This window comes from Polynucleobacter yangtzensis (assembly GCF_027924165.1).
Taxonomy (GTDB): Bacteria; Pseudomonadota; Gammaproteobacteria; order Burkholderiales; family Burkholderiaceae; genus Polynucleobacter; species Polynucleobacter yangtzensis.
This window is the reverse complement of record NZ_AP026973.1, coordinates 850729-876217: the sequence shown is the minus strand read 5'-3', so window position 1 is coordinate 876217 and position 25489 is coordinate 850729. Positions and strand designations below refer to the sequence as shown.

Genomic DNA, 25489 nt, shown 5'->3' with positions numbered 1-25489 from the left:
GTTAGACTGAGCGCTGAGTATATCGAATGAGCCAGTTTCACACCCCTTCCTCTATGCCCCACAACGCCCCAGCGCCACGCCCTGCCTTGAATAAGGTCTTTGCCTCAGCTTTTGCCGCCTTGGCAATCCTAGCTCTATTGTCGGGCTGTAGCACCCCTGCCCAGCAGCGGGCTGATGCTGAAATTAGAGCGTTAAATGCACAGGAAGCTAGCTCTTCGCAGGGAGCCCCCCAACCTTATTTAGGCGGCTACAGCCCCACAGATCCGCCAAGACTTTCTGCTGACATGGGGTATGACCCATTAAATCCAGAATTATCTGAAACTGTTGGGGTGCCTTTTTTATCCTTCTTGATTATTGAACCTGATCCTATTACCAAGAATGCAGTCCCATCAGATGTTGAAAAACTCATCAAGGCGCGCAAATACCAAGATGCAGTAACTCAAATTAATGCCGATCTGAAAAAGACTCCGCGAAATGTTCAATTACGTTTCGTAAAAGCACGTTTACAAATTGAGATGCGTCAATTTGATCAAGCCAAAAAAACTTTGATTGAAATCACGCAGCAGTTTCCAGAACTGCCAGAGCCCTATAACAATCTAGCGGCGATTGCAGCAAACCAAGGTCAATGGATAGAAGCACGAGACTATCTTGAGCTTGCCCTCAAATTGCGACCGAGCTATGCCATTGCCTCAGCCAATTTAGGTGAGATCTATATCCGCCTTGGCGCTCAGGCATATGAAGATGCCGCAAAGAACGCTCAACTCAATCAACGTCAATACTCTAATCGCGCTAAAGCACTTTTGGATGTCTTAAAGCCTCCAGCGAAGCGTCCTGTAAATCGCGCCCTCAATCCCGCAATGAATCCATCCTTAAATACAACGGATTCATTACCAAGCAATAACCCATCCACTAACCTTCCAGAAAGTAGATCTAATAATGGCGAAAGTTCTCCTAAAAACTAATAAGGGTGATATCACCCTCTCACTCGATGCAGCTAAGGCACCTAAAAGCGTTGCCAACTTTTTGCAATACGTGAAAAGCGGTCACTACGATGGAACCATCTTTCATCGCGTGATTGATAACTTCATGATTCAGGGTGGCGGCATGTCTGCTGGTATGAAACAGAAGCCAACAGGTGCGGAAATTGAAAACGAAGCCAATAATGGCCTCAAGAATGATCGCTACACCGTAGCAATGGCTCGTACTAGCGAACCGCATTCAGCAACTGCGCAATTCTTCATTAACGTAAATGACAATGACTTCTTAAACCATACTGCTCCTAATGCTCAGGGCTGGGGTTACGCTGTATTTGGCAAAGTCACTGATGGCATGGATGTTGTTGACACTATTCGCAAGGTAAAGACTGGTAGCTCTGGTTTTCATCAGGATGTTCCTGCGGAAGATGTTGTAATTGAGAAAGCCACTGTTCTCGAGGAATGACTCCGCATCACGCGAGCGCACTGCTCATATCAGACCTGCACCTCACGCCGTCAATGCCCTTGACGGCGCAACGCTTTTTTGACTTTTGCGAAAAAGAGGCTCCAAAAGTAGAGGCTGTATTTATTCTGGGCGACTTATTTGAATATTGGGTGGGTGATGACGCTGCGGCGCACTCCCCTTTTCAGCAGGAAGTACAGCGTGCGATCGCTAATCTCTCCACCAAAGTAAAAACGTATTACCTGCACGGTAATCGAGATTTTTTAATTGGTCATAGCTTTATCAAAAAAACTGGCATGACACTCTTGCCAGATCCAACTACTGTTGAGATTGATTCGAAGAAGTGGGTATTGGCACATGGTGATGCTTTATGCACAGCAGATGTTGGTTATCAAATTTTTAGAGGCTGGGTAAGAAAGTCTTGGATACAAAAGATTTTCTTAAGCCTGCCACTCAATTGGCGCAGGGGCATTGCTCAGCACCTTCGCAGCAATAGTCACACCCAATACCAACAGACACAAGCATCAAGCGCGCATCGACTCAAGATGGATGTCACACAACAAGCTTGCGCTGCAGTGCTAAGAGATCACTCAGGGAATTTATTGATTCATGGGCATACCCATATGCCAGCACACCATGAAGAGTCGATGGATGGCCAGCAGTGGCAGCGTTGGGTGCTATCTGATTGGGATCTAGATCACCCAGAGAGCGGTCGCCCGAGAGCGAGCGCCCTACTCATTGATGATGCCGGTACACGCTACATCGATCTGATTAAAAACTAACAGGTCGATTACTTAATTCGATTTCTTAATTAAGAAGCAGAGTATTTAGAAAGTGTTTGCACCATTTGTGCAAAGATGCGCGGATTTGCTGCCATCACTTCACCGCTTTGCAAGAAGCCTTCTTCGCCGCGATAGTTGCCAATCAAACCACCCGCTTCGGTAATCAGCAAAGCGCCTGCAGCCATATCCCAAGGTTTGAGATCGCTCTCAAAGAAACCATCGTAACGGCCAGCTGCTACGTAAGCCAAGTCTAAAGATGCGGCACCCGGACGACGCAGACCCGCACATTGGCGTGACATATCGCCAAAGATTTTTAAATACTTTTCTAAGTCCTGATCTTCACGATAAGGAAAGCCTGTTCCCAATAAAGAATTAGCCAAACGATCTTGTGTGGCAACACGCAAACGCCGACGATCTAAATAGGCGCCGGCTCCACGTGTCGCTGTAAACAACTCATCGCGTGTTGGGTCATACACAACCGCTTGTTGAGTTACGCCATTAACGGCAAGCGCAATCGAAACTGCATACTGAGGAAATCCGTGAATGAAATTCGTAGTGCCATCTAGCGGATCAATGATCCACACATTTTCTGCATCAGCATTACGCTCACCAGTTTCTTCAGCCAAAAATCCATGGGTTGGATAGGCTTCACTGAGCGTTTCAATGATGGCCGCTTCTGCGGCTTTGTCCACCTCGGTTACGAAATCGTTGTGTTGCTTGCGGTCAACCTGCAAGCGCTCCAAATTCAAGGAAGCACGATTAATCACTGTTCCAGCGCGACGGGCGGCCTTCACGGCCACATTTAACATGGGATGCATAGTATTGATGGACAAATTAAATAAGAACAAGCTCCTTGTAATGCCTACAACTAGGGTAAATTGCATGACAATACGAAGCTAACAGATTGATTCTAAACGATTAGCGTTTATTACCCCCTATTAACCAGCCTAAAGCGCCTTGATGAATATCGAAACATCCGCATTACTCCGCTGGGTTTTAGTCGAAACCAGTCACCCAGGAAACGTGGGGTCAGCTGCTCGCGCCCTCAAAACCATGGGTTTTAGCGATCTCAGATTGATTAATCCAAAGATCAAGGGGGTTGCTTCTCATCCCGAGGCCATAGCCCTAGCTAGCGGTGCTGCAGACGTTCTTGAAGGCTCCATAGAGAATGACTCCTTAACCACCTCCGTCGAGGGCTGCTCGCTAGTTTTGGGTCTCACCAGCCGTGACCGAGAGTTTGGTCCCCCCGCTATCGATTGGGAAGCTGCTAAGTCCCTGATTGGGGCTTCAGTCCAGAGCGGTGGACAGGTGGCACTTCTCTTTGGCCCAGAAAGAACGGGGCTAGATAACGAGCATTTGGCTTTATGCACCCACAGAGTCTGGCTGGATGCCAACCCCGATTACCCCTCGCTCAATCTTGCCCAGGCGCTGATGGTCTGCGCCTATACCCTCAGAGAAACACTTACCCAGCATGACGGTAAGCGTAACGCCTTAGCCAATCGCGAAGAAATGGCTGATTTTGCCGATCCTGCAGCAGTTGCCGCCATGCTGGAGCATTGGCGCGAGGGACTTGAGGCCATCGGCTACTTAGATCCCGCAAACCCGAAGAAACTGATGCCACGCATTCAAGCCCTATTTGCCCGAAGTCGTCTGCATAAGGAAGAAATCGATCTGTTGCGAGGGATAGCTAAACAGATGCTCCTGAGAAAATAAGCACATCCCGTTAAAATCTATTTATGTCTAATTCCTTCTTCGACCAAGTCGACTCAATCATTGCCAGAGACCCTGCAGCTCGGAACCGCCTCGAGGTCATTACTTGCTATCAAGGCCTGCATGCAGTTTGGTTGCATCGCGTCTCCCACTTTTTGTGGAATCTTGGCCTGAAATGGATTGCACGCGTACTCTCCATGTTTTCGCGCTTTTTAACTGGTATCGAAATTCATCCGGGTGCCAAGATTGGTCGCAGAGTTTTCTTAGATCACGGCCTAGGCATTGTGATTGGAGAGACAACTGAAATTGGTGATGATTGCACCATTTATCAGGGGGTCACATTAGGTGGCACATCGCTTTATAAAGGCGTGAAACGTCACCCCACTCTGGGCAAAGGCGTCGTTGTGAGTGCTGGTGCAAAAGTTCTCGGTGGATTTACCGTGGGCGATGGTGCACGCGTTGGCTCTAATGCTGTAGTACTCAAAGAAATTCCAGCTGGTGCTACTGCGGTTGGTATTCCTGCGCGCATATTGCATCCAGATTTACCGCAAAGCGCCGATAGCAAAACCAAAGAATACTTCTCCGCTTATGGCATCACACCTAATATTGATGACCCTGTATCCATGGCGCTAAAAGGCTTGATTGATGCAACGATTGAGCAGGAAGCTAAGATTGCAGCGCTAGAAAAGGCCCTTGCCAAACTCAACAACAGCCCAGATAGTGCAGATGCTAGCTCAAGCGACACCAAGCGTGATTTAGACGCCATTAAAGAATGGTTGAAAGAGTAATTCCTTGCTAAGAAAGTTGAAAAGAAAAAAGGGATAGCATGCTATCCCTTTAATTTTGTCTGTAGGCTTTTAAATCAATGCAGTGTGCGTGGCCCTGCATCGTTGCCACCTAATGCACCACCTGGAAACTCTTCATCGTCATCACCATCATCGTCATTAGGCATGCCAAATGAAAAACTCTCTCCGCCTTCAGGATGGCGATTTTCAATCTCATCATCAGTGGCAGCACGTACATCTTCAACCTGCACCCAAAAACGCAAAGCCATGCCGGCCAATGGATGATTTCCATCTAAAACTACTTGGTTGTCAGCAACATCGGTCACGGTATAAATGAGCGGCTCATCATCCGTATCATCTGCAGCTGCATCCTCTTCAGCATCAGGAACGCCCTCAAACTGCATACCCACTTCCAATGGCTCCGGAAAGCGTGTGCGGGGTTCGATCTTCAAAAGCTCCGGATCGTATTCACCAAAAGCCTCGTTAGGCTCCAACTGAATCGTAGCCTCGTAGCCAACATCTTGACCATCGAGCAAAGTTTCAATTTTCGGAAAAGTACCCTCATACCCACCGTGCAGGTATACCATCGGAGAATCTGGCTCTTCGATGACATTATTTTGTGCATCAGTTAGCTTGTAGCGAAGGGATACGATAGTATTTTTTTCAATCTTCATGCGGAATTTGTCGAACATTCGGTATTAATCAGTTTCTAAAAGCATCTATATCTTTATGACCTCATTTTACTTGAGCAAACCCTATCAACCACCCCAAGCCCCAGTAAAGCTCCCTCTAGGTAAGCCCTGGGCCCTATTTGGGGGGATTAGCCCAGATCAATTCATGACGCAGTATTGGCATAAAAAGCCCCTGCTGATTCGTGGGGCGATTCCTGCATTTGGCCTATCCGCCCATCAGGGCGAGCCTCTAGATAGCCCCATTCCGTCAAAACAATTGCTGCAATTTGCATTAAATGAAGACGTCGAGTCACGCTTAGTGAAGGCTAAGCCTTGGACTTTTGATCATGGGCCATTTTCCAAGCAAGCAATACCCTCTATAGGTAAGCCTAACTGGACTTTGTTGTTTCAGGGCATGGAGGCACATCATCCTGCTGCCGCAAAAATACTATCTTGGTTTCGCTTCATTCCAGATGCTCGTCTTGATGATTTGATGATTAGCATTGCTGGTGTTGGGGGTGGCGTTGGCCCACACTTTGATTCTTATGACGTCTTTCTTATTCAAATGTCCGGCAGAAGGCAGTGGCGCATTTCAGAACAGAAAGACCTCAGCCTCAATCCCAAGTTACCACTGAAGATCTTGCAGCACTTTAAGCCCGAGCAAGATTGGATACTAGAACCTGGTGACATGCTATATCTGCCGCCACACATTGCGCATGATGGTATCGCTTTAGATCCAGGCTGCCAGACTTGGTCAGTTGGATTCCGTTCACCTAGTTTTAAAGAATTATTGCAAGAAGGATTATGGCGCCTAGCTGAATCTCTCGAGGATATTCCAGACCTGGAGAGGAAATTTGCAGATCCAAAACAAAAGGCAACTCACAGCGCCGAACAATTACCCGAGGAGTTGATTCAACAGCTGCGCTCTAAACTCAAAGAATTAAAACTCGATCAAATTAATGGTTTCTTGCCTGGCATTACTAGCTACTTGTCAGAACCCAAGCAACAAGCAATCTTTGAGTCTCCAAATAGGCCTCTAAACCCACAGCAATTTCAGAAGGCGCTTGAATCCAGCAGGCTCATCCCCCATCCGCAAACCCGTATTTTGACCCTCAATAAGCAGGTTTATTGCAACGGGGAAGAAATGACAAAAGCACAGAGTCCAGCGATTATCCGCGCTTGGCAGACCCTATCGGCATCAAAATTACTTGCCAAGGCCAAAATCCAAAGTCTTGATAAATCAAGCCTTTATGAGGCTTATTTGGCTGGCTGGCTTACTTTTGAGAGCTGATTTCAGAGATGGATATAATAAATACTGGAAACTACCTAGGGACTATCCCTTGGTTTATCCAGAGAACAATTACCGGTAATTGTTGTTAATTTTTTAAAGGAATTTACAAATGAAGAAGTCACTCGTATTCGCTGCTATGTTAGCAATCGCCTTGGCCGCTTGCGGTAAAAAAGAAGAAGCAAAGCCTGTTGAAGCTGCTCCTGCTGCTGCTCCAGCTGCTCCAGCTGCTGAAGCTCCTGCTGCTGCTCCAGCTCCAGCTGCTCCTGCTGCTGACGCTAAGAAGTAATCTTCTTCATGAAGAAAAAAAGCCGCTGAAAAGCGGCTTTTTTATTTGCTGTAAAAAAAAACGAATTACCTTGTGAGTTGCTCTGTTAACAAGGTTAATAACTGGAATCCAGCAGGCGTATTTTCAGGCTTACCTTCGGCGTTTTGCACATAAACATTCGCAGAATTCTCACCAGTACTCTTTACAACAACCTGATATTTTTTTGCCTTCAAGCTTGAATCATCTTTGCTGCTGAATAAGTTTGAGAAGAAGCCTTTGGTATCACCCAATTCTTTAGGATTGACGTAGCGTACATAGTAAACACCGGCAGTACGATTACGATCTTCCACGGTAAAGTTTGATCGATCAAGAGCCAATCCAACATCCCGCCAAGAGCGATCAAAGCTTACGCCGAGCTCAATATGAGCCTGATTAGCGCCATCTTGTACAAACTTCGCTTTTGGAGTTTTAGGACCTAGAGGTGTTGCTACCATTGCTTTTGCTTGCTCTTGAGTCATGCCCAGGCGCTCCATCAAGCGCGCCAAAAAAGCAGCCTCTAACTCAGGGTCATTAGGGCGAGGAGTCCAAATTGTGGATAAACAAGCGCCCGTTGTATCGGTAGTACATTTTTCGATTGCGCCGCGCTGAGTAATGTAAATCTCTGTTTCACCAGGCTTTGTAACTTCAAGACGAGTTTTGTACTTATCGCGTTCGCCAGTATCGTAAACAGAATCCAAGGCGCCGCCAATAGTTGAACGAATCCAATCTTGCGCAATTTTTGCGCGATTCTCGGCCCAGTCAGTTTCCATAATGCCAGTTGATGGTGAGTCAACGACTAGCAAGAAACCATTCTCTTGCCAAAAATCTTTTACCTGTGGGTAAAGCTCAGGCGCTGGCTTTTCTACAACCAACCAACGACGCTCACCATCACGCGCAATCCGCATACCAGGGATACCAGTCATGACGTTGCTACGCAGCTGTGCTGATTTCTTAACCGCGGCATTATATTCAGACATGGTGGCTGTGCCATCTTGAACAATGTAACGACGATCTGCTTGCGCAGTAATTAAATCAGGGGGGTATGACAGATTAGGGCCACGAACGGCGCCAGCACTCTTATAGTCAACTGTATCGCTGCTGGTCACTGACTTGCATGAACTTAATAGTGCAATGCTACAAGTGACTAAAGCAATAATCGATAGATATCGACGGATGGATTGAAGCAAATTCATCATAATAAGTTGGCCTGTTTTAAAGCTGCCTTTAATGGCTCACGAAGGGAATTGCTCAAAGGCGTTAATGGCAAACGAATGCCAGAGGTAATCTTACCCATCTCATGCAGAGCCCACTTCACTGGGATTGGGTTTGCTTCTGTAAACATCGCCTTGTGAACTGCAATCAATTGATATTGAATTTCACGTGTTCGCTTTACATCATCAGACATAGCAGCAACGCACAGCTCATGCATTAAGCGTGGTGCAATATTGGCTGTAACAGAAATATTGCCCTTGCCACCCATCAACATCAACATAGCGGCTGTTAAATCATCTCCAGAGAAGACTGAAAAATCTTGATGCCCAGCGCGCTTAAGATCATTGATCAATAAAGTTCCGCGCTCCAAGCTGCCTGTAGCCTCTTTAATGCCAATAATGCCTGGCACACCAGCTAAACGCACTACGGTATCGCCAACCAAATCAGCAACTGTTCTTCCGGGAACGTTATACAAAATTACCGGCAAATCTACTGACTCAGCAATCTTTTTAAAGTGGGCATACATACCCTCTTGTGTAGGCTTGTTGTAATACGGCACTACTTGCAAGCTGGCATCAGCGCCGACTTGCTTCGCGTACTTAGTTAGCTCAATCGCTTCAATAGTGGAATTACCACCAGTACCTGCGATCACAGGAATACGTCCTGCAATCTGCTCTACCGTTACACGAATGAGTTCGCAATGCTCTTCAACAGAAACCGTAGGTGATTCGCCGCTAGTTCCAACAATCACAATTCCGTCAGTACCTTCTGCCACATGCCAATCCAATAAAGAACGCAAGCTGGCGTAATCCAGACTGCCGTCTTCAAACATCGGAGTAACGATAGCTGGCATGCTGCCAGCAATAGGCTTTTTAATACCTTTGGAATGAGCTGTATTTGTCACCGAATATGCACCGATTTTTAGCTGTCTTAACCCTGAAATTGTAACGGAATGCGCTGTTTTAGCTCACCTTTTACGGCGCATAGGCGCTGAACCATAGCTGGTTTGGGCTGGTCCACATAAATGTCCTCATAAGCCACCACTTTAAGCCCATAGGAAGCGGCAAATGCCAGCAATTCCCCTGGATTTAGCAGGAAATTCGGGTTCGATGGCTTACCAAATTCCCCATTCCCTAGGGCGAAGGTTTCGTAGATTAAGACGCCCCCTTCTTGTAGCATTTTGGGCAGCTGGTCTAAATGTGGGCGATAGAGGTAATTGGTCACCACAATGGCGCTGAAGGCAAAGTTATCGAGGGGCCATGCTGCCTGCTCAAGATCACAACACTTTGGGGTAATGAGGGGATTATTCAAAGCTTGAACAGTTGAAATATCTTGGTCCACGGCTAACACCTGATGACCAGCATTTGCCAACCACTCAGAGTGACGCCCGGATCCACACGCTAAATCCAAAACAACCCCACCCTTTGGAATAAGCGGAGAAAACCGCTTCACCCAGGGGGAAGCGTTGGAAATCACATCATGCGCATTAGGCAACATGAATTCTCAATCGTAAGCCAGGCCCATTGCTTCACGAACCTCGCGCATAGTTTCTTGCGCAACCTTACGCGCCTTATCGCAACCATCAGCAATGATGGAACGCAGCAAGCTAGGGTCATCCAAGTACTTCTGAGCACGCTCAAACATAGGCTGTTGCTCCGCCAAAATAGAATCAATTACGGGCTGCTTGCATTCAAGACATCCAATACCTGCTGACTTGCAACCCTTATCCACCCATTGCTTTGTCTCTTCATTGGAGTAAACGGTGTGAAGCTGCCAAACTGGGCAACGTGCTGGATCACCCACATCAGTTCTTCGTACACGTGCAGGATCTGTAGGCATCGTACGAATCTTCTTAATCACATCCTCTGGATTTTCACGAATACTAATAGTGTTGCCGTATGACTTGGACATTTTTTGTCCATCGATACCAGGCATGCGTGATGCTGTTGTTAGTAACGCTTGAGGTTCAGGCAGAATGATTTTGCGAGCACCTTCCAAGAAACCAAAGAGTCTCTCGCGGTCGGCCATGGATAGACTTTGCGCTTCTTGCAACAATGCTTTTGCTTGTTCTAAAGCTTCATCATCTCCACGCTCCTGAAAAGCAACTCGCAATTCAGCGTACATCTTGGCGCGCTTGCTACCTAATTTTTTAACAGCTTCTAATGCTTTTTCTTCAAAGCCAGGCTCACGTCCATACAAGTAATTAAAGCGACGAGCTACTTCACGAGTCATCTCTACGTGAGGCACCTGATCTTCACCTACAGGCACAAACTGGGCGCGATAAATCAAAATATCAGCGGCCTGTAATAGCGGATAACCTAGGAAGCCATAGGTTTGGAGATCCTTTTCCTTTAGCTTCTCAATCTGATCCTTATAGGTAGGCACCCGCTCCAGCCAACCCAATGGCGTTCCCATAGAAAGTAATAAGAAAAGTTCAGCATGCTCAGGCACTTTGCTTTGGATAAACAAAGTGGCTTGATTAGGATCTACACCTGTTGCCAACCAATCAATCACCATGTCCCATACAGATTGCTCAATCACATCCGGGGTTTCATAGTGGGTAGTTAATGCATGCCAATCCGCTACGAAAAAGAAACAAGGGTATTCGGACTGCAAGTGCACCCAGTTCTTTAAAACACCATGGTAGTGACCTAAGTGCAAATTACCGGTTGGGCGCATGCCAGAGAGAACGCGTTCTGCAAACATCTGTTTTCTTTTTCTAAGTGATTAGGGAATAATGAATTAAGGAATTAAGTGGTCGGCGATTAATGAAAGGCAGACCATACTGGAGTGAGATGGTCCGGCAAATGCGGCAAATTACCCAAGTCAATGTGACTTTCATTCGGATCATGAAAATCTGATCCACGGGAAGCTAAGAAGCCGTATTGCTGTGCAATCTTTGCGAAGGTTTTATATTGATCTGGACTATGACTGCCAGTAATAACCTCAATTGCCAAGCCGCCTAGGTCCTTAAAGTGTTTGTAGAGTTCGTCCATTTGCATGGCGTTTAACCTGCTGTAACGACCTGGATGAGCAATCACTGCTACACCCCCTGCGGACTTAATCCAGTGAACAGCATTGTCTAGACTGGCCCACTGATGAGGAACGTATCCCGGCTTACCTTCTATCAAGTAATTTTTAAATACATGCTCTGTATTGCGACACACGCCCTGCTCCACCAAAAAACGTGCGAAGTGAGTTCTGGAGATCAACTCATGATTGCCGGCAAAATGAAGCGCACCTTCATAGGCACCAGGAATGCCTACCTTGAGCAATTGTTCAGCCATCAGCTGCGCACGATTCGCGCGACCATCACGCGTTTGACGCAAGCCCTCAATAATTCCAATATGCTCCGCATCGATACCAAGTCCAACAATATGAATAGTCTCACCCATCCAAGTCACGGATATTTCAACACCACCGAGATAATCAATATTGAGAGCGCTGGCTGCTTCTCTAGCGCGCTTCTGTCCGCCGAGTTCATCATGATCAGTTAGCGCCCACAAATGCACACCATTCGCTTTGGCGCGTTCCGCCAATTCTTCAGGCGTCAAAGTGCCATCAGAAATCACTGAATGGCAATGCAAGTCGGCATTAAGGGGTGAAAAGCTGCTCATGACCCTATTTTAGGTCAAGCTGGTATCAATTACCCGGCGCGGTGCATCCAGGTAGTCACGAGACTGCATCTCGATCAAACGGGACACGGTTCTGGAGAATTCAGCAGTAATTTGACCCTCTGTATACAAATCCGGGGCTGGAACCTCTGCTGAGATGATTAGCTTGATCTTGTGGTCGTACAGGACGTCAATTAACCAAATAAAGCGCCGGGCCTCGTTTGTCATTCTTGGGGGCATATAGGGCACCCCAGACAAAATTACCGTATGAAACTGGTTAGCAATCTCCAGGTAGTCGTTTTGCGAACGAGGACCGCAACATAGGGTTTTGAAATCAAACCAAACTACGCCATCAGCCATATGCAAAGGGCGTAATTCACGGGACTCAATATTCAAAATAGGATTGCGCTTCTCTTTTTGATTACCAATCAGCGTTTGGAACATTTGACCTAGGGTCGCTTGTGTTTCAGCATTAACGGGAGTCAGGTAAGCCTCAACTTGGGCCATCTGTACCCGACGGTAATCATTGCCCGCATCAACGTTTAATACATCTAATTTTTCTTCGAGCAGCTTAATGGCGGGAAGCAATCGATCACGATGCAAACCATTTGGATAAAGCTGGTCAGGACGATAGTTAGAGGTCATCACAAACTGTACGCGGTCTGCAAAAAGAGCATCTAGTAACCGATACAAAATCATTGCATCGGCAATGTCATTGATATGAAACTCATCAAAACAAATCAAGCGATAACGATTAGAAATACGCTTTGCTAGCTCGTCTAAGGGATCGGATAAGCCTGATAACTCATGGAGTTCGCGATGCACTTCACGCATGAACTCATGAAAGTGAATACGGATCTTTTTTTCTAAGGGGGATGCTGCATAAAAGCAGTCCATCAAGAAAGATTTGCCGCGACCTACTCCACCCCATAGATAAAGACCACGAGGGAGGTTTGGCTTAAAAATCTTTTTCTTCAGTTTATTGCTGCGGATTTCCTTATAGGCAATCCATTCGTCTTCGCATTTTTGCAAACGCTCAACAGCACGAAGCTGCGCGGGATCACTTTGATACCCGCGCGCTTTTAACTCTTGTTGGTAAAACTCAATGGTTTTCAATTACATATTTAATGCACGTGAGTCTGTCGCTAACGCTGCTTCGCGCATCACTTCAGACAAACTTGGATGTGCATGACAGATACGAGCAATATCTTCTGCTGCTGCTTTGAATTCCATAGCTACCGCTGCTTCAGCAATGAGGTCGGAAGCATTGGCACCAATGATATGAACGCCAAGAATCTCATCGGTCTTAGCATCAGCTAATACTTTGATGAAACCATCAGCGCGACCCATGCCTAACGCACGGCCGTTAGCAGCAAATGGGAACTGACCTGCTTTATAAGCAACACCAGCTTCTTTGAGTGCCTGTTCTGTTTTACCAACCCATGCAATCTCAGGATCAGTGTAGATAACCCAAGGAATGCAGTTGTAATCGATATGTGGTTTTTGACCAGCAATCACTTCAGCAACCAAGACACCTTCGTCTTCTGCTTTATGTGCCAACATTGGTCCACGCACTACGTCACCAACAGCGTAAACGCCAGGCGCTGCAGTTGCGCAAGTATGGTCATCAATAGGAATGAAGCCACGCTCATCGACTTTAAGACCAATCTTATCTAAACCTAATTTATCGGTGTTTGGTACGCGACCAACAGAAACAATTAAGCGATCACATTCCAACTTTGCGGCTTTACCAGCGCTGTCAGTGTAATTAACTACTACGCCCTTCTTGTCAGCTTTCACATCACCAATTTTTACGCCAGTGTTAATGCTCAAACCTTGCTTAGCAAACAACTTTTGCGCTTCTTTTGCAATGCCAGCATCGCAAGCAGCCAAGAATGAAGGCATAGCTTCGAGCACAGTCACTTCAGCGCCAAGACGACGCCATACAGAACCTAACTCCAAGCCAATGACGCCTGCACCGATAACGCCCAATTTCTTAGGGGCAGAATCAAACTTCAAAGCACCTTCGTTATCGCAAATCAACACGTTGTCTACTGTGATGCCTGGAAGATGACGCGCTTTAGAACCAGTTGCAATGATTACATTCTTTGCAGTAACAGTTTCTTTGTCTTTGCCATCAATTTTGATTTGATAGCCATCAGCACCCTTACCTTCAAATGAAGCATGGCCTTTTAACAAAGTGATTTTGTTCTTGCGGAATAAGTACTGAATGCCACCAGTCATTTTCGTAACGATGTCATCCTTACGGGCAATCATCTTCTTGGAGTCGATGCTAACTGCACCCACTTTAATTCCGTGATCAGCAGCATGATGATTGATCTTCTCGAACTCCTCTGAAGAAGCCAACAAGGCCTTAGAAGGAATACAACCGACGTTCAAGCATGTACCACCTAAACGTGGCTCACCCTTAGGATCATCATAAGAATTAGATTCGGCACAGGCAACTTTGAAACCGAGTTGCGCTGCACGAATTGCGGCGATATAGCCACCAGGGCCACCACCAATTACTACTACGTCAAAAGCTTGGCTCATGATCTTCCCTTCTTACAAATCAAGGAGAAGACGTGAAGGATCTTCCAACGCATCCTTCATGGCAACCAAACCAAGCACAGCCTCACGGCCGTCAATGATGCGGTGATCGTATGACAAAGCAAGGTAGTTAATTGGGCGAACAACTACTTGACCATTTTCAACAACGGCACGGTCTTTAGTAGCGTGAATGCCCAAAATAGCGGACTGTGGCGGGTTGATGATCGGAGTAGAAAGCATGGAGCCAAATACGCCACCGTTAGAGATGGAGAATGTGCCGCCAGTCAACTCTTCAATAGACAACTTACCTTCACGAGCTTTAGTGCCGAACTCAGCAATCTTCTTCTCAATGTCAGCCAAATTCATTTGGTCTACGTCACGCAGAATTGGAACCACCAAGCCACGCGGTGAGCTCACAGCGATACCGATATCAAAGTAACCGTGGTAAACAATGTCATTACCGTCAACTGAAGCATTCAAGAGCGGGAATTTCTTCAAAGCGTGTGTTGCAGCCTTAACGAAGAAAGACATGAAACCTAACTTCACGCCATGAGTCTTCTCAAACTGGTCTTTATATTTATTGCGTAAAGCAATCACTGGACCCATGTTGACCTCATTGAATGTAGTCAAGATGGCGTTGTTTGCTTGAGACTCGAGCAAACGCTCAGCAATACGAGCACGCAAGCGGCTCATTGGAACGCGCTCTTCTGGACGATCGCCAGTTGGAATTGGCGCGCTTGGCAATGCAGCAGACTTAGCACCACCTGCAGAAGCATTTAATGCATCACCTTTAGTGATACGACCATCACGACCAGATCCAGCAACTTGCCCAGCATCGACACCCTTCTCCGCAAGAATTTTTGCAGCTGAAGGAGCTGCGGCTGCGCCAGCTTTAGCAGCAGGAGCTGCAGCTTTAGCAGGCGCTGGAGCTGCAGCAGGAGCAGCAGCTGGTGCAGGTGCGGCAGCAGCAGGAGCTGCGGCTGCAACAGCAGTGCTATCAATCTTCGCAATCAACTGCTCGGCAACAACAGTACCGCCGTCAGCAACAACGATTTCTGTCAAAACACCAGCAGATGGAGCTGGAACTTCGAGAACCACTTTATCTGTTTCGATTTCGATCAAGATCTCGTCTTGACCAACAGCGTCGCCAACCTTCTTTTTCCATTGCAACAAAGTTGCTTCAGCAACTGACTCGGAGAGTTGTGGAACTTTAACTTCGAAAATAGCCATGATTAATCCTGTTTATATATGTGTATGTTGAGTTATGAAGACGATTATTTCGTGATCACGTAACCTTTGAGTTTGGCAAATGCTGCATTCAGCAAAGACTTCTGCTGTTCTTGGTGGAGATGGGCATAACCACAAGCTGGTGATGCTGATGCAGGACGGCCTGCATAGCCCAACTTCATGCCATCAGACATGTTTTCCAAGATATTGTGTTGCACGAAGAACCAAGCACCTTGGTTTTGTGGCTCATCTTGACACCAAACCACGTCTTCCAACTTGGGATATTTCTTCATTTCAGCAGTCACTGCTTTGTGCGGGAATGGATACAACTGCTCCAAGCGAATAATGGCAACATCGCCAATCTTCTTCTCGGCACGCTGCTTAACCAAGTCGTAATAGACTTTGCCAGAGCACATTACCAAACGGGTGACTTGTTTTGCGTCGATAGACTCATCACGCTCACCAATAACAGTCTGGAAACCACCTTTTGTAAATTCAGATAAAGGTGATGCAGCTTCTTTATTACGCAGCAATGATTTTGGTGTCATCAAGATCAGCGGCTTGCGGAACTGACGAATCATCTGACGACGCAATACGTGGAAGATTTGCGCTGCAGTAGTCGGCTGAATAACCTGCATATTGGTATCAGCGCATAACTGCATAAAGCGCTCAAGACGTGCAGAGGAATGCTCTGGGCCTTGACCTTCATAACCGTGCGGCAACATCATCACTAAACCATTGGCACGACCCCACTTCACTTCTCCAGAAGCGATGAACTGGTCAATAACAACCTGTGCGCCGTTAGCAAAGTCACCGAATTGAGCTTCCCAGATAGTGAGAGTATTTGGTTCAGCTGCAGCGTAACCGTACTCGAATCCAAGAACTGCTTCTTCAGAAAGAATGGAGTCAATCACCACAAACGGTGCTTGATCCTTAGTGACATGCTGAAGCGCAATGTAAGTACCGGTATCCCACTTCTCGCGGTTTTGCTCATGCAATACCGCGTGACGATGAGTAAAGGTACCGCGTCCACTATCTTCACCAGACAAGCGAACTGGGTAGCCGCTTGCAACCAGGGATGCGAAAGCCATGTGCTCACCCATACCCCAGTCGATATTTGTCTCACCACGCCCCATTGCTGCACGGTCGTTATAAACCTTAGCAACCAATGGATGCGCCTTGAAACCTTCTGGAATAGTAGAAATCTTCTCAGCCAAGCGCTTCCACTCAGTCAACGGAATTGCTGTATCAGCTTCATCAGTCCACTTCTTATTTAAGAATGGAGACCAATCCACAGCAAACTTACCTTTGAAGTTGCTCAACACTGGATCAGATGTCTGCTTACCTTCATCCATTGCAGCGCGATACTCTTTAACCATCAGGTCACCAGTACCGGCCGGCAATACGCCTTGAGTTTCTAACTTGTCGGCGTATAGCTTACGTGTGCCAGGGTGTGCAGCAATGATCTTGTACATCAATGGCTGGGTCATTGCAGGCGTATCTTGTTCGTTGTGACCAAGCTTACGGAAACAGATAATGTCAATCGCCACGTCTTTATGGAACTTCATGCGGAACTCAACAGCCAACTTGGTTGCCAAGACTACCGCCTCAGGATCATCACCGTTCACGTGCAATACAGGCGCATCAACAACCTTCATGATGTCGGTACAGTACAAGCTAGAACGCAAGTCACGTGGATCAGAAGTTGTGAAACCGATTTGGTTGTTAATCACAATGTGCACTGTGCCGCCGGTTGAGTAACCACGAACCTCAGACATCGCCAATGTTTCTTGCATCACACCCTGACCTGCAATCGCAGCATCACCGTGAACCAAGATTGGCATAACTTGATCACCCAACATATCACCGCGACGCTCCATACGAGCACGTGCAGATCCTTCAACCACTGGGTTAACGATCTCCAAATGGGATGGGTTAAATGCTAATGACAAGTGAACCGGACCGCCAGGAGTAGAAATATCGCTTGAGAAGCCTTGGTGGTACTTCACGTCACCCGCAGGCAATGTTTCAGGGCCTTTGTGCTCAAACTCAGCAAACAGGTCTTTAGGCATTTTGCCCAAGGTGTTTACCAATACGTTGAGACGACCACGGTGGGCCATACCAATAACAATCTCTTGAACGCCTCTATTACCTGCATCACGAATCAACTCGTCCATACAAGCGATAAAGCTCTCGCCACCCTCTAAGGAGAAGCGCTTTTGACCAACATACTTAGCCTGGAGGTAACGCTCTAGACCTTCAGCAGCCGTAACGCGATCCAAAATTTGACGCTTCTCTTCCACATTAAATTGTGGAGTTGAGCGAATGGACTCCAACTTCTCTTGCCACCACTTCTTAATCTTTTGATCGGCAATGAACATGAACTCGACACCAATCGTGCCGCAATATGTTTCGCGCAAAGCTTGGAGCAAGTCGCGCAAAGACATTTCGTTCTTACCGAAGAATGTATTACTTGTATTGAAGACGATATCCATATCGCCATCAGTAAAGCCATAGAAAGCGGGATCTAACTCAGGAATGTCCTGGCGCTCTGTCCGCTTTAATGGATCTAAGTTTGCCCAGCGATTGCCGACGTTACGATACGCGGCAATTAACTGCTGAACAGCAACGCGTTTGCGGCCCATCTCTGAGTCAGCCGAATCAGAAATCGTTCTGATAGGACCTTGCTTAGCGCGCTCAGCAAATGAAGCAACAATCGGTCCGTGTGCAATGTCAGTTCGAGATGAACCATCAACTGCTGGAACCTGTTTCACGTTATCGAAATAATCTCGCCAATGATCAGCTACGGAAGCTGGATCGTGCAAGTAGGATTCGTAGAGTTCCTCTACGTAGGGGGCGTTTCCGCCGAAGAGATATGAATTATCTCTTTGATCCTGCATCATGATGCTCACCTTTCATCGGGTTTCCCGATTAAAAACTGTGGTTAAAACCATCCGCTCTACGGCTATACCGCTTCACGAATTGATCTGTGCAAATACTGGTACTACGACAGTAATTTAACACGAATGACCATTGATACATAAAGGGCTTTCCCTGATTTAAGGGGTTTTGGGGGTATCTCCCTATTTAGAGCAATTAATAAGAACTTTCCTACCCCTCTTTAAAGGATTGCCGACAGATTCAAATGATTTTGATTTTTATTCTCTAAATCTTCAAACAATTAAATGAAATTAAGGGAAATATGAAATCAATTACCCCAGAAACGGAATATCTCAGCACCCGCCAAAGCGCCAAGGTTTTACAAGTTTCCTTGGGAACCGTTCAGAAAATGGTGGAATTGGGTGAATTAATTGCCTGGAAGACTCGGGGAGGACATCGCAGGATATTAGCCAGCTCACTGGAGCAGCAGTTGCAACGCAGAAAAAGAGCAATGCGTCAAAAGACAACCCAAAACTGCGTTGCTATGGGGATATTTAGAAGATCTGAAAATGGGCAAGAATTAATAGAGGCCATCGCCGATTGGCAGCTTAAAGTAGATATGGAGATGGCGGTTGATAGTCTGGAGGGTCTCATGAAAGCCGTATCCATAGCTCCCGATTTGATCTTTTTGGATGCTCTTATTCCACCAGTAGAGCAAGTCCATTTGATACATTATTTGAGTAAAAACAAGGACACACAGCGTATACCTATTCTAGTTGATGAAGGTTTTATTAAGTTACATCCTGGCGTAGTCACTCTTGTGGATGAGAATTCAGGCGGCAAACCCCCATTAAGCGAAAGCATCAAAAAAGAGCTCGAAAATGGCCTTATTGACCTTAATCCGCTCATTATTGGCTATCCAGCCACCAATCCAGAAGCAGAGGGAAGCTGGGCCCACGGAAGCAGGCATGAATTATTAGAACCCCTATTTGTCGAAGCCCTTGCTAGGAAGTGTGCCTAGCATTTAGCTAGATGGGGACGCCGATCCAAACAAAAAGGCCGCATTTTGCGGCCTTTTGTATTAAATCCCAAATAAAACAAGGATTTAGATTAAATAACTACTGCGATCTCTACCCTCTATCCACTTAGGCGCTTTGCCGCGACCAGTCCAAGTTTCACCTGTAGAAGGATTACGGTATTTAGGGGCAACCTTGCCGCCAGCACTCTTAACGCCAGCTTTACGACTAAATAAGTCAGTAGCCGTTAGGTTGTATTGCTCAATAATTAACTTTGCCTTGGCGATACCATCTGCCTTTTCTAGGGCAATTGCTTCTTTAATCTGTTTATCCAACTGCTCGCGTTGGGCTAAAAGCTCTTTATAAGAAGGCATATTGTTTTCACTCTCCGAATAATAAGTTGTTATATACGATACATATAAACCGTATTAGAGAGTGATTATATATAAATTAAATTGCCTGACAATATATATTATTTAGATTATTAACCTACATTTATTAGTGCTATATCAATTAAATTAAATAAAAGACATAATCTTTATAAATACTATGCTTAATTAAGGTGCACTCGATTTTCTGAGCATAAAGGTTCCACTGGATTTAGCGGTTATCTCCCCTGCCTCATTCAAAACAATCGCCTCACAATAGTTAATGGTTTTTCCCGGCTTCAAAATGGTGCCTTCAACGGCGATTTTGCCCACGCTAGGCCGTAAAAAGCTTACGGTCATATCAATCGTCATTGCACCAAGAGGAACGTCGGTAGTGCTTCTAGCTGCTGCTCCCATCGCAAAATCGAGCAAGGTCATAATGACCCCGCCGTGGGCTATGCCAAAACTATTTTCATATTCAGGCCTAATCTCCAGGCTGATCCGAGACTTGCCATCTTTTGCATATTCAGGAACTACGCCTAAGTGTGCCAAAAAAGGAATCTTGAGACCAAAATACTCTGTGGTTTTATCAGTGCTTGTCATGGAATGAATTTAGAAAGTATGGGATGAAATTGAATGGTCGGGGCGAGAGGATTTGAACCTCCGACCACATGCACCCCATGCATGTACGCTACCAGGCTGCGCTACGCCCCGACGAAAGACAAAATTGTATCAGTAACTATTTAGAGAGAATCTGCAGAACTGCTTGCAATTCTTCGCGCAGACGAAGGTCACCGCGAGCTTCTTCTAGGCGATTGCGTGCACCGCTAATCGTAAAGCCCTCTTCATAGAGAAGTGAGCGGATTTTTCTAATTAGAACAACTTCGTGATGTTGATAGTAGCGACGGTTACCACGTCGTTTTTGTGGGCTTAACTGAGAAAACTCTTGCTCCCAGTAACGCAGGACATGCGAACGAACACCGCACAGATCAGCTACTTCACCAATGGTGAAATAGCGTTTGGCAGGTATTGGGGGAAGTTGAGAGCTCAGCAGTACTGAGCCAGCATCAAACTCGGTTTTCTCGAGCATGTGACTCCACTACATCTTTAAGCTTTTGACTGGCGTGAAAAGTTACTACACGTCTAGCAGCAATCGGAATCATTTGACCTGTCTTTGGATTTCGGCCAGGACGAGCCGATTTATTACGCAGCTGAAAGTTACCAAAACCGGAGATCTTTACTTCTACGCCCGTCTCAAGTGATTGGCCAATGCGATCAAAGAAAGCGTCAATCATATCTTTCGCTTCACGCTTGTTCAATCCAACCTGATCAAAGAGGGCCTCTGAAAGCTCATTCTTAGTAACGGTATCGTTAGAAATCAATTCGGTCATTGCTAGTCTCTTTGGTAACTAATTATTTGATTTATATCTAATATTAAACCTAGCGCAAACGGGCTGCGCACTTTTTCTCAACGGCAGCCAATAAAGCAGCCATTACTGCATCAATTTGGGGATCTTGCAATGTTTCATTAGGGTTTAACAGGGTGACACGGAAAGCCAAACTCTTTTCATCATCCGCCATGCTGGTCGAGCCCGCCTTTGGCTTGAACTCATCAAAGAGCTCAATATTACGGACAAAATTCTGTTTACTTGCAGCCATAACATCTAGCAAAGATTGCGCAGAAACACTTTGTTTTACCACCAATGCCAAATCTCGTTGCACCGCAGGAAATTTACTTAACTCTTCGGGCACAGGTAAACCGAGTTCACGAATAGGCTCTAAATCTAATTCAAACAATACTGGTGCTTGGGGAAGTTCATAAGCTTGCTGTAAGCCTGGGTGTAATTCACCAATCCAACCAATGGCAACATTGTTTTTGCCAACCTTCAAGATCGCCTGAGCTGAACGACCAGGATGGAGTGCTGGATGTTGTGCAGCCTCTGTGACGAAATGTAGCGGATCTAAAACGCGCTCAAGATCACCTTTGACATCAAAGAAATCTACTGCACGCGTTGCATTGGCCCACTGCTCTGGCACAAAGGATCCATAAGCGAGACCGCCGATTTTTTGCGGCTGATGAAAGCCTGCTACTTTGCCGGCTTCTTCTTGCACATTAGGGTCACGCTTAAATACGCGGCCAGTCTCAAACAAACGTACACGACCTGCTCCGCGGTTTAAATTAGCTTTAAGGTTAGCTAGTAAACCACCCCAAAGATTGCTACGCATCACGCCATATTGATTAGCGATTGGATTGAGCACCTTAATGAGATCTTGCTCTTGAGCACCCGCTAAACGCTGCTCACTTTCAAGGTCCGTGAAACCAAAGTTCACCGCCTCTTGGTAGCCTTGCAAAGCTAAACGCTGGCGCAGTAAATGAACACCACGCTTTGCTTCCGCTTTAGCGCTCATCTTCAATGAAGCAACCGGTGGTTGATCGGGAATATTTTCGAAGCCATACATGCGTGCGACTTCTTCAATTAAATCTTCTTCGATTTCGATATCAAAACGGTAGCTTGGAGGTGTAACAACAAAAGCATCACCCTCTTGCTTGAATTCAAAACCGAGACGCTTAAATACATCAGCCACTACTTCACTTGTTAGAGGAATGCCGATGACTTTTTCAGCTCTAGCCAAACGCATTTTGACCGGCTTACGCTCTGGAACATTGAGAACTTGATCATCCACTGGGCCTGCTTGACCACCGCAAACCTCAATGATTAAAGCGCTGAGATATTCCAGGCAATTAACTGTATTTTGTGGATCTACGCCGCGTTCGAAACGGTGAGCCGCATCAGTACTGAAGTTAAAACGTCTAGCACGACCCTGAATAGCTGAAGGCAGCCAATAAGCTGCTTCAACATAGATATTCTTAGTGTCATCTGTTACTGCGCAGTGATTACCGCCCATGATGCCTGCAAGTGCTACTGGACCATTCTGATCAGCAACAACGCCTGCTTCTTGCATCTTGCCTGCAGAGTCCGGACCTTGCAAAGTCACTGTTTGACCGTTGAGAAGCTCCAGTGTTTCACCTGCTATTGCCCAGCGAACATTGATATCGCCATTCAATTTATCGATATCAAATACGTGAGTAGGTTGCCCCATTTCTAACATGACATAGTTAGAAAGATCCACCAATACCGAAATACTTCTTTGACCTGCGCGCGTTAAACGCTGCACGATCCATTCAGGTGTTTTAGCTTGCGGATTCACACCACGAATTACTCGACCAGCAAAACGTCCGCAAAGTTCTTTGCTCTCAACTGTGACTTTGCGCTTATCTTCGATTGTTACTGCAGGCGGCGTCCATTTTGGCGCACAGAGTGCAGCACCAGTGATCGCTGAGACTTCTCTTGCCATACCCATTAATGAGAGGCAATCAGCTTTATTTGGAGTTAACTTAATAACAAAGATTTGATCATCGAGATTGAGGTATTCACGAATATCTTTTCCGACTGGCGCATCTTCAGGCAACTCTAAGATGCCTTCGTGATCATCGCCCAACCCGAGTTCGCGACCAGAACACAACATGCCTTGGCTTTCTACGCCACGTAGTTTGCCGACTTTAATCAGGAAAGGCTTACCACCCGCTTCTGCCGGAGGCAATTCAGCGCCAACCATTGCACAAGGAATCTTGATGCCAGCGCGCGCATTAGGTGCGCCACAAACGATTTGCAACTCTTGACCAGTGCCTGCATCCACTTTGCAAACACGCAAACGGTCTGCATCAGGATGTTGCTCAGCAGACAAAATTTGTGCAATCACAATCTTGGTAAATGCTGGAGCTACTGAATGCTGCTCTTCGACTTCTAAACCCGCCATAGTCATTGCATGACCAAGCGCATCACTATCAAGCGATGGGTTTACATACTGACGGAGCCAAGATTCAGAAAATTGCATAGCGCGATCTAAGAATTAGTAATGCTGATTTGGTTATGCGGGGAACTGCGCTAAGAAACGCAGGTCGTTTTCGAAGAAGAGACGTAAATCGTCAACGCCATAACGCAACATCGTCAAGCGCTCTAGGCCAGATCCAAAAGCAAAGCCGGTATAGCGCTCTGGGTCGATACCCATATTGCGCAATACGTTTGGATGTACTTGCCCTGCTCCGGAGATTTCTAACCAACGGCCGGCAAGTTTGCCGCTACCAAAGGCCATATCAATTTCAGCAGAAGGTTCTGTGAATGGGAAATAGGATGGACGGAAACGAACTTGCAACTCGTTTGTTTCAAAGAAAGTTCTTAAGAAGTCTGTATAGACACCCTTGAGATCTGCAAATGAAACACTCTCAGCAATCCATAAGCCTTCAACCTGATGGAACATCGGTGAATGTGTTGCATCGCTATCAACGCGATAGGTTCTGCCAGGAGCAATCACTTTGATGGGTGGCATCACATCTGCATTGGCGTATTTCTTAACGTGCTCGCTCGCATAGCGAACCTGAATTGGGCTGGTATGCGTACGCAATAACAAAGGCTTCTCATTAGAATCTTTGCCGTCGATATAAAAAGTATCCTGCATGGAACGAGCAGGATGATTCTCCGGACTATTTAAGGCGGTGAAATTAAACCAATCAGTTTCAATTTCAGGGCCATCCGCTACATCAAAACCAATCGAGCGGAAGATCTCTTCAACACGCTCCCAGGTGCGCATCACAGGGTGCAAACTACCTACTGCTTGGCCACGGCCAGGCAAGGAAACGTCAATAGACTCCGCCGCAAGACGTTGCATCAATACCGCATCAGCCAAAGCTTGGCGACGCTCTTGTAATGCAGCTTCTACTTGGGTTTTGATTTGATTAATTTGGGCGCCAGCACTTTTGCGCTCCTCAGGCGACATTCCACCAAGCGCTTTTAAACGCTCAGTGAGAACACCTGACTTACCGAGATACTTGGCTTTCGCGTCCTCTAGAGCTGCCGCATCGGCAGCCCCGAGGAAATCACGTTTAGCATCCTCGACAATGTGGTCGAGAGAAACCATTGCAGCTTAGTTTAGAAAACTAAGATTAAGCTGCAGCGTTTACTACGGATTTGATCCGAGTAACCAAAGCAGCGAAAGCCGCTTTGTCAGCAATGGCCATATCAGAAAGTACTTTGCGATCGAGTTCGATTGCAGCTTTCTTCATGCCATTCATGAATACGCTGTAGGTCATGTCATGCTGACGAACTGCCGCGTTGATACGAGCAATCCACAAAGCGCGGAATACACGTTTCTTGTTGCGACGGTCACGATATGCATATTGACCAGCACGCATAACCGCTTGCTTAGCAATACGGAATACGTTCTTACGACGGCCACGGTAACCTGTAGCGGCATCGGTGATTTTCTTATGACGGGCTCTTGCTGTAACCCCACGTTTGACTCTTGGCATTTAATTCTCCTAATCTAGTCTGAGGTTAAGCGTATGGAAGCATAGAGCGAATTGACTTAACGTCAGCTTTCGCAACTTCTGTGGAACCACGGAGGTGACGCTTATTCTTTGTGGTCTTCTTGGTGAGGATGTGGCGTTTGAAAGCCTGACCTCGTTTAATCGTTCCGCCTGCGCGAACCGTGAAGCGCTTTTTAGCGCTACTCTTGCTCTTCATCTTGGGCATAAAGCACCCCTTCAATTACTTGTGCAACATAGGTGGTAACCGACGGTTACT

General features: G+C 46.4%; 27 protein-coding genes and 1 tRNA gene. 8 read left to right on the top strand and 20 right to left on the bottom strand.

Annotated elements, in window-relative coordinates:
• Positions 1-26 precede the first annotated feature (26 nt).
• From QMF28_RS04600 to QMF28_RS04590, 3 genes are read left to right on the top strand one after another with little or no spacing between them, the layout of a single operon-like run.
• Complete coding sequence (locus QMF28_RS04600) at positions 27-962, top strand: tetratricopeptide repeat protein (RefSeq protein WP_281743460.1); 936 nt, start codon at positions 27-29, stop codon at positions 960-962.
• Positions 937-1440 (top strand): peptidylprolyl isomerase, encoded by a 504-nt coding sequence (locus QMF28_RS04595; RefSeq protein ID WP_216244655.1) that lies wholly within the window; start codon positions 937-939, stop codon positions 1438-1440. The genes QMF28_RS04600 and QMF28_RS04595 overlap by 26 nt, the downstream gene beginning before the upstream one ends.
• Positions 1437-2219 (top strand): UDP-2,3-diacylglucosamine diphosphatase, encoded by a 783-nt coding sequence (locus QMF28_RS04590; protein ID WP_281743459.1) that lies wholly within the window; start codon positions 1437-1439, stop codon positions 2217-2219. The genes QMF28_RS04595 and QMF28_RS04590 overlap by 4 nt, the downstream gene beginning before the upstream one ends.
• A gap of 29 nt (positions 2220-2248) precedes the next feature.
• On the opposite strand, the gene QMF28_RS04585 is transcribed toward QMF28_RS04590, so the two are convergent.
• Complete coding sequence (locus QMF28_RS04585) at positions 2249-3037, bottom strand: inositol monophosphatase family protein (RefSeq protein WP_068321562.1); 789 nt, start codon at positions 3035-3037, stop codon at positions 2249-2251.
• A 142-nt stretch (positions 3038-3179) separates the two neighbouring features.
• Between QMF28_RS04585 and QMF28_RS04580 the strand changes: the two genes are divergently transcribed.
• Together QMF28_RS04580 and cysE are read left to right on the top strand one after the other, a co-directional pair.
• Positions 3180-3932, top strand: coding sequence for an RNA methyltransferase (locus QMF28_RS04580; protein ID WP_281743458.1), 753 nt, complete (start codon positions 3180-3182; stop codon positions 3930-3932).
• Between the two features lie 23 nt (positions 3933-3955).
• Positions 3956-4717 (top strand): serine O-acetyltransferase, encoded by a 762-nt coding sequence (gene cysE / locus QMF28_RS04575; RefSeq protein ID WP_068321556.1) that lies wholly within the window; start codon positions 3956-3958, stop codon positions 4715-4717.
• A gap of 74 nt (positions 4718-4791) precedes the next feature.
• Here cysE and QMF28_RS04570 read toward each other — a convergent pair whose 3' ends face one another.
• The gene (locus QMF28_RS04570) at positions 4792-5388 is read right to left on the bottom strand and encodes an FKBP-type peptidyl-prolyl cis-trans isomerase (RefSeq protein WP_281743630.1); all 597 of its coding nucleotides are present in this window, start codon (positions 5386-5388) and stop codon (positions 4792-4794) included.
• 55 nt (positions 5389-5443) lie between these two features.
• Between QMF28_RS04570 and QMF28_RS04565 the strand changes: the two genes are divergently transcribed.
• Both QMF28_RS04565 and QMF28_RS04560 read left to right on the top strand, forming a co-directional pair.
• Entirely contained in the window at positions 5444-6676 is a 1233-nt protein-coding gene (locus QMF28_RS04565) for a cupin domain-containing protein (RefSeq protein WP_281743456.1), read from the top strand.
• Positions 6677-6785: 109 nt separating this feature from the next.
• Positions 6786-6962 carry a hypothetical protein gene (locus QMF28_RS04560; protein ID WP_167345990.1) on the top strand — a complete coding sequence of 59 codons (177 nt, stop codon included), beginning with the start codon at positions 6786-6788 and terminating at the stop codon, positions 6960-6962.
• 65 nt (positions 6963-7027) lie between these two features.
• Here the strand turns inward: QMF28_RS04560 and bamC are convergent, their stop codons facing one another.
• The 9 genes from bamC to QMF28_RS04515 form a co-directional block, all read right to left on the bottom strand.
• Positions 7028-8173: an NlpB/DapX family lipoprotein gene (bamC, locus tag QMF28_RS04555; RefSeq protein ID WP_281743628.1), complete on the bottom strand. Its 1146-nt coding sequence runs from the start codon at positions 8171-8173 to the stop codon at positions 7028-7030.
• Positions 8173-9045 carry a 4-hydroxy-tetrahydrodipicolinate synthase gene (dapA, locus tag QMF28_RS04550; RefSeq protein ID WP_068321634.1) on the bottom strand — a complete coding sequence of 291 codons (873 nt, stop codon included), beginning with the start codon at positions 9043-9045 and terminating at the stop codon, positions 8173-8175. Before dapA ends, bamC begins: the two co-directional genes overlap by 1 nt.
• A gap of 77 nt (positions 9046-9122) precedes the next feature.
• Entirely contained in the window at positions 9123-9689 is a 567-nt protein-coding gene (locus QMF28_RS04545; protein ID WP_281743455.1) for a class I SAM-dependent methyltransferase, read from the bottom strand.
• 6 nt (positions 9690-9695) lie between these two features.
• Positions 9696-10898 (bottom strand): tryptophan--tRNA ligase, encoded by a 1203-nt coding sequence (locus QMF28_RS04540; RefSeq protein WP_068321544.1) that lies wholly within the window; start codon positions 10896-10898, stop codon positions 9696-9698.
• Positions 10899-10957: 59 nt separating this feature from the next.
• Positions 10958-11809, bottom strand: coding sequence for a 3',5'-nucleoside bisphosphate phosphatase (locus QMF28_RS04535; RefSeq protein WP_281743454.1), 852 nt, complete (start codon positions 11807-11809; stop codon positions 10958-10960).
• A 9-nt stretch (positions 11810-11818) separates the two neighbouring features.
• Positions 11819-12922 (bottom strand): cell division protein ZapE, encoded by a 1104-nt coding sequence (gene zapE, locus QMF28_RS04530; RefSeq protein WP_281743451.1) that lies wholly within the window; start codon positions 12920-12922, stop codon positions 11819-11821.
• Positions 12923-14359, bottom strand: coding sequence for a dihydrolipoyl dehydrogenase (gene lpdA / locus QMF28_RS04525; RefSeq protein WP_068321534.1), 1437 nt, complete (start codon positions 14357-14359; stop codon positions 12923-12925).
• A 12-nt stretch (positions 14360-14371) separates the two neighbouring features.
• Entirely contained in the window at positions 14372-15586 is a 1215-nt protein-coding gene (gene odhB, locus QMF28_RS04520) for a 2-oxoglutarate dehydrogenase complex dihydrolipoyllysine-residue succinyltransferase (protein WP_215349488.1), read from the bottom strand.
• 44 nt (positions 15587-15630) lie between these two features.
• Positions 15631-18486, bottom strand: coding sequence for a 2-oxoglutarate dehydrogenase E1 component (locus QMF28_RS04515; RefSeq protein ID WP_068321528.1), 2856 nt, complete (start codon positions 18484-18486; stop codon positions 15631-15633).
• A gap of 299 nt (positions 18487-18785) precedes the next feature.
• Here QMF28_RS04515 and QMF28_RS04510 point away from each other — a divergent pair, with 299 nt between their 5' ends.
• Positions 18786-19484, top strand: a complete 699-nt coding sequence (locus QMF28_RS04510; protein ID WP_281743449.1) for a helix-turn-helix domain-containing protein — start codon at positions 18786-18788, stop codon at positions 19482-19484.
• An 84-nt stretch (positions 19485-19568) separates the two neighbouring features.
• On the opposite strand, the gene QMF28_RS04505 is transcribed toward QMF28_RS04510, so the two are convergent.
• The 9 genes from QMF28_RS04505 to rpmI form a co-directional block, all read right to left on the bottom strand.
• Positions 19569-19853, bottom strand: coding sequence for an H-NS histone family protein (locus tag QMF28_RS04505; RefSeq protein WP_068321522.1), 285 nt, complete (start codon positions 19851-19853; stop codon positions 19569-19571).
• 183 nt (positions 19854-20036) lie between these two features.
• Entirely contained in the window at positions 20037-20450 is a 414-nt protein-coding gene (locus QMF28_RS04500; protein ID WP_216214674.1) for a PaaI family thioesterase, read from the bottom strand.
• Between the two features lie 34 nt (positions 20451-20484).
• Positions 20485-20561: transfer RNA gene (locus tag QMF28_RS04495), tRNA-Pro, on the bottom strand.
• Between the two features lie 25 nt (positions 20562-20586).
• Positions 20587-20937: a MerR family transcriptional regulator gene (locus QMF28_RS04490; RefSeq protein ID WP_216214672.1), complete on the bottom strand. Its 351-nt coding sequence runs from the start codon at positions 20935-20937 to the stop codon at positions 20587-20589.
• On the bottom strand, positions 20915-21238 hold the full coding sequence (locus QMF28_RS04485; protein WP_068321512.1) for an integration host factor subunit alpha: 324 nt from the start codon (positions 21236-21238) through the stop codon (positions 20915-20917). The genes QMF28_RS04490 and QMF28_RS04485 overlap by 23 nt, the downstream gene beginning before the upstream one ends.
• A gap of 49 nt (positions 21239-21287) precedes the next feature.
• Positions 21288-23744, bottom strand: a complete 2457-nt coding sequence (gene pheT / locus QMF28_RS04480; RefSeq protein ID WP_281743448.1) for a phenylalanine--tRNA ligase subunit beta — start codon at positions 23742-23744, stop codon at positions 21288-21290.
• A 33-nt stretch (positions 23745-23777) separates the two neighbouring features.
• Positions 23778-24824 (bottom strand): phenylalanine--tRNA ligase subunit alpha, encoded by a 1047-nt coding sequence (gene pheS / locus QMF28_RS04475; protein ID WP_216156758.1) that lies wholly within the window; start codon positions 24822-24824, stop codon positions 23778-23780.
• A gap of 25 nt (positions 24825-24849) precedes the next feature.
• The gene (rplT, locus tag QMF28_RS04470) at positions 24850-25215 is read right to left on the bottom strand and encodes a 50S ribosomal protein L20 (RefSeq protein WP_011902675.1); all 366 of its coding nucleotides are present in this window, start codon (positions 25213-25215) and stop codon (positions 24850-24852) included.
• Positions 25216-25240: 25 nt separating this feature from the next.
• Positions 25241-25438 carry a 50S ribosomal protein L35 gene (rpmI, locus tag QMF28_RS04465; RefSeq protein ID WP_011902674.1) on the bottom strand — a complete coding sequence of 66 codons (198 nt, stop codon included), beginning with the start codon at positions 25436-25438 and terminating at the stop codon, positions 25241-25243.
• Positions 25439-25489 lie beyond the last annotated feature (51 nt).